The 3,180-nt window shown below is 74.3% G+C and carries 4 protein-coding genes and 1 pseudogene; 3 read left to right on the forward strand and 2 right to left on the reverse strand.

Translation table 11 applies throughout. The features are described 5' to 3' along the window. From AWZ10_RS34625 to AWZ10_RS55945, 3 genes and pseudogenes are all read left to right on the forward strand, one after another. A partial coding sequence (locus AWZ10_RS34625; protein WP_279616661.1) for a DNA-3-methyladenine glycosylase family protein occupies positions 1-785 on the forward strand: 785 nt, incomplete at its 5' end. Next, positions 782-1,276 carry a methylated-DNA--[protein]-cysteine S-methyltransferase gene (locus AWZ10_RS34630; protein ID WP_060892986.1) on the forward strand — a complete coding sequence of 165 codons (495 nt, stop codon included), beginning with the start codon at positions 782-784 and terminating at the stop codon, positions 1,274-1,276. The genes AWZ10_RS34625 and AWZ10_RS34630, both read left to right, overlap by 4 nt. Positions 1,277-1,289: 13 nt before the next feature. Then, positions 1,290-1,649, forward strand: a pseudogene (locus AWZ10_RS55945) (GDSL-type esterase/lipase family protein); the annotation flags it as partial. Between the two features lie 4 nt (positions 1,650-1,653). Here AWZ10_RS55945 and AWZ10_RS34635 read toward each other — a convergent pair. After that, a complete protein-coding gene (locus tag AWZ10_RS34635; protein ID WP_046707534.1) occupies positions 1,654-2,136 on the reverse strand; it encodes a DUF456 domain-containing protein in 483 nt (160 codons plus the stop codon). A gap of 669 nt (positions 2,137-2,805) precedes the next feature. After that, the coding region (locus AWZ10_RS55950) for a hypothetical protein (RefSeq protein ID WP_079104555.1) at positions 2,806-3,180 on the reverse strand (375 nt) is incomplete at its 5' end.

The following is a 3,180-nucleotide window of genomic DNA, read 5'->3' on the forward strand; positions in this document are numbered from 1 at the left end:
GGCCGCGTGTGGTGTCGCCCCCGCGCCGCCCCGCGGCCCCGCACCCCGGCGGCTGGCTCGACGCCCGGCTCCATCTCACCGACCCCCGGGATCTCACCACCGCCGTGCAGCGGCTGCGGCGGCTGTTCGACCTGGACGCCGATCCGTACGCCGTCGACGAGCGCCTCGGGGAGGACGCGCGGCTCGCCCCGCTCGTCGCCGCCAGGCCGGGGCTGCGCTCGCCGGGCGCGGCCGATCCGGAGGAGTTCGCGGTACGGGCGCTCGCGGGCCGCGAGGAGGCGGAACGGCTCGTACGGGCGTACGGGAAGACCTTGGACGCCCCGCACGGAACACTGACGCACCTGTTCCCCGAACCGGCCGCACTGGCCGGTGTGGACGGTCCGCTCGGCGCCCTCGCCACCGCCCTCGCCGACGGCACCGTCCGCCTCGACGTGGGCGCGGACCGGGACGCCACCGAGGCGGCACTGCTCGCACTGCCGGGCCTGGACACCCGTACCGTCGCCGCGATCCGCACCCGCGCCCTCGGCGACCCGGACGTGGCACCGCCGGACGAGGCCGTGCCGGACGCCTGGCGGCCATGGCGGTCGTATGCCCGGCAACACCTCAGGACAGCGGGCGAGCCGGAGCCGGCCACGGCCGCACGGCGACCGACACGGACACAGGCGCAGACACGGACACAGGCGCAGACACGGACACAGGCGCAGACACGGACACAGGAACAGGCACTCGCGCAAGCACCGGCGCAGCCGCAGAAATCGGCACAGGGACAGGGAGTTCAGCCGTGAGCACCGAGCAAGGCACGTACTACACCGTCGTGGACAGCCCCGCCGGGCAACTCCTCCTCACCGCCGACGAGTTCGGCGCTCTCACCTCCCTCTCCGTACCGGAGCAGAAGGGCGGCCGGGTGCCGCTGGCGGGCTGGCTGCGCGACCCCGCGCCGTTCCGCGCGGCGGAGGAACAGCTCGCCGCCTACTTCGCCGGTGAACTCAAGGAGTTCCAGCTGGAGTTGCGCGGCGAGGGCACCGACTTCCGGCGACGGGTCTGGGCCGCGCTCGACGAGGTCCCGTACGGGGCGACCACCACCTACGGGGCCGTCGCCGCCCGTATCGGGGCGCCCCGAGCCGCCGTCCGGGCCGTCGGCGGCGCGATCGGCGCGAACCCCCTCCTCATCCTCCGCCCCTGCCACCGGGTGATCGGCGCGAACGGCACCCTCACGGGCTACGCGGGCGGCCTCGACCGCAAGCGCCTCCTCCTCGGTCTGGAGGGCGTGCTGTAGTGCGGCCCCTGGTGTGAGGGCGAGCGGTTCCTTCTCCTCCGGCGTCACGCTCGGTGACTCGATCACGGACGGTGACGGCTCGACGGTCGATGCCAGACCGGCGTCGCGGCCCGACCGGCTCGCCGAACGGCCGCGCGCCCTGTCGCCGACCGCCGGCTCGGTGTCCTCGACGCGGGGCATCTCCGGCAACCGGCTGCCGCGCGCCGGAGTGGGCCCGAGCGTCTCGGACCGGTGCGACGCCGACGTTCTGATCCGCACCGGCGTATGCACGCTGATCGTCATGGTGGGCGTCAACGACAGCGAGGACACCCCGAACGTCACCGATCCGGCCGGCGGCAAGCCGCCTGGGGTCGGTCTCAGTCGGTTTTCGGCCGGTCTCAGCTCCCGAACACCACGCCCACCCACGCCCCCGCGACCAGCAGGCACGCGAAGAGCTCCGCCAGGACACTCGACCCGCCCGAGCGCATCGCCCTGCGTGTGGCGTCCTTCGCCGCGTCGTGGCGGCCCAGGCGGAGCCGCTCGGAGAGGTAGATACCGGCGACGAAGCCGGGGATCGCGCCGAGCACGGGGAGGAGGACGAAACCGAGGAGGGTGCCGGAACCGGCGTACACACCCATGCGGGGGGTCGCGCCGCTCTCCGTCAGGCGCCGGGGCGGCAGGCTCCAGCGGACCGCCCAGGACAGGAGCAGCACGACGGTGGCGCCCACCAGCACCCACCAGGCGATGGGCCGCGGGTCCTCCAGGGCCCACCACATGACCCCGGCCCACACCAGCCAGGACCCCGGTACGCCGGGCACCAGCACTCCGCACAGGCCGAGCAGCAGAACCACCGCGACCAGCAGGAGTTCCCACGCTCCCATCTGCCCAGGGTGCCGGATCGCGGGAGAAAGCGCAGGTCAGTGGTATCAGTCCTGGATCACCCAGGGCCGCTCGTGCGATGTCCGTCCAGTTGCAGCCGGGCCGCCGCACCCGTCAGCAGGGGGGCGCGCATCTCCGGGCAGGTTGCGTGCGCCCCGAGAGCGAGCCGGCGCGCGAGGTCCGGTGCGCCGGTGGCGCGCGCCCGCGGACATCGGTGCCCAGTGCCCAGTGCCCAGTGCCCAGTGCCCGGTGCGGCGAATCGAGCGTTCCGGCACGCGCCGCCGCCTCGGCACATCATCACCGCACCGCGCATGCACATCCCACCGACGAGGCGGGGTCCCACAGCGGAATCCCAGGTACATGCCTCACACTCGGGCCGACCGGCCCACGCGCCCGCACCGCGCCCCGGTCGCCCCGGCGCCGCCGGGCGGTTTCTCCTGTGGGGGGTGGCACCGCCCGGCGGTCTCTTCCGAGACCCTCGGAAGGGCCGACGCAGGTGCCGGACCTCACCGATCCCTCGACTCCCGTGTCTCGCACCGGAGTTCGACGTGTAGTCCGACACGCCGTGAGGTCATCGGCTCTGCGGGCCGATTTTCCGGATGCCCCGTTTTCATACGGCTCCTGAGGTGGACAATTAGGGGCATGAGCCAGCAGGGGGAGAGGCCCACCGGTCACGAGGACGACTGGTGGCGGCAGTTGTACGACGACACCAACGGGGACACGGGCCCCTCGGTCGCGGCCGATTCCCTCGACGACCGCTTCGCCTCGGCGGCGGACACGGTCGGGAAGCCGCCGACGACTCCGACGACACCGGCCGATCCGGCGAGCGGGCCGGGCGCGCCGGGGGTGCCGGGTGCGACCCATCCGGCGAGTGCGCCGGGTGCGGCGACTCCGGCGACTTCGGCGACTTCGGCGAGCGCGCCGAGGGCGTCGGGTCCCCCGGGGACCTGGGGGGCCGTACCCGGTACGTCGGGTGCCTGGGCAGCCGTGCCGGGTGCCTCGCCCGCGAGGGGCGCGTCGCGCGGCGGGTCCGACAGGAGGCCGGG

It is taken from the genome of Streptomyces europaeiscabiei, assembly GCF_001550375.1.
Classification (GTDB): domain Bacteria; phylum Actinomycetota; class Actinomycetes; order Streptomycetales; family Streptomycetaceae; genus Streptomyces; species Streptomyces europaeiscabiei.

Coding starts and splice junctions, on each gene's coding strand:
- AWZ10_RS34635 (WP_046707534.1), bottom strand. CDS start 2,136: ATGGGAGCGTGGGAACTCCTGCTGGTCGCGGTGGTTCTGCTGCTCGGC.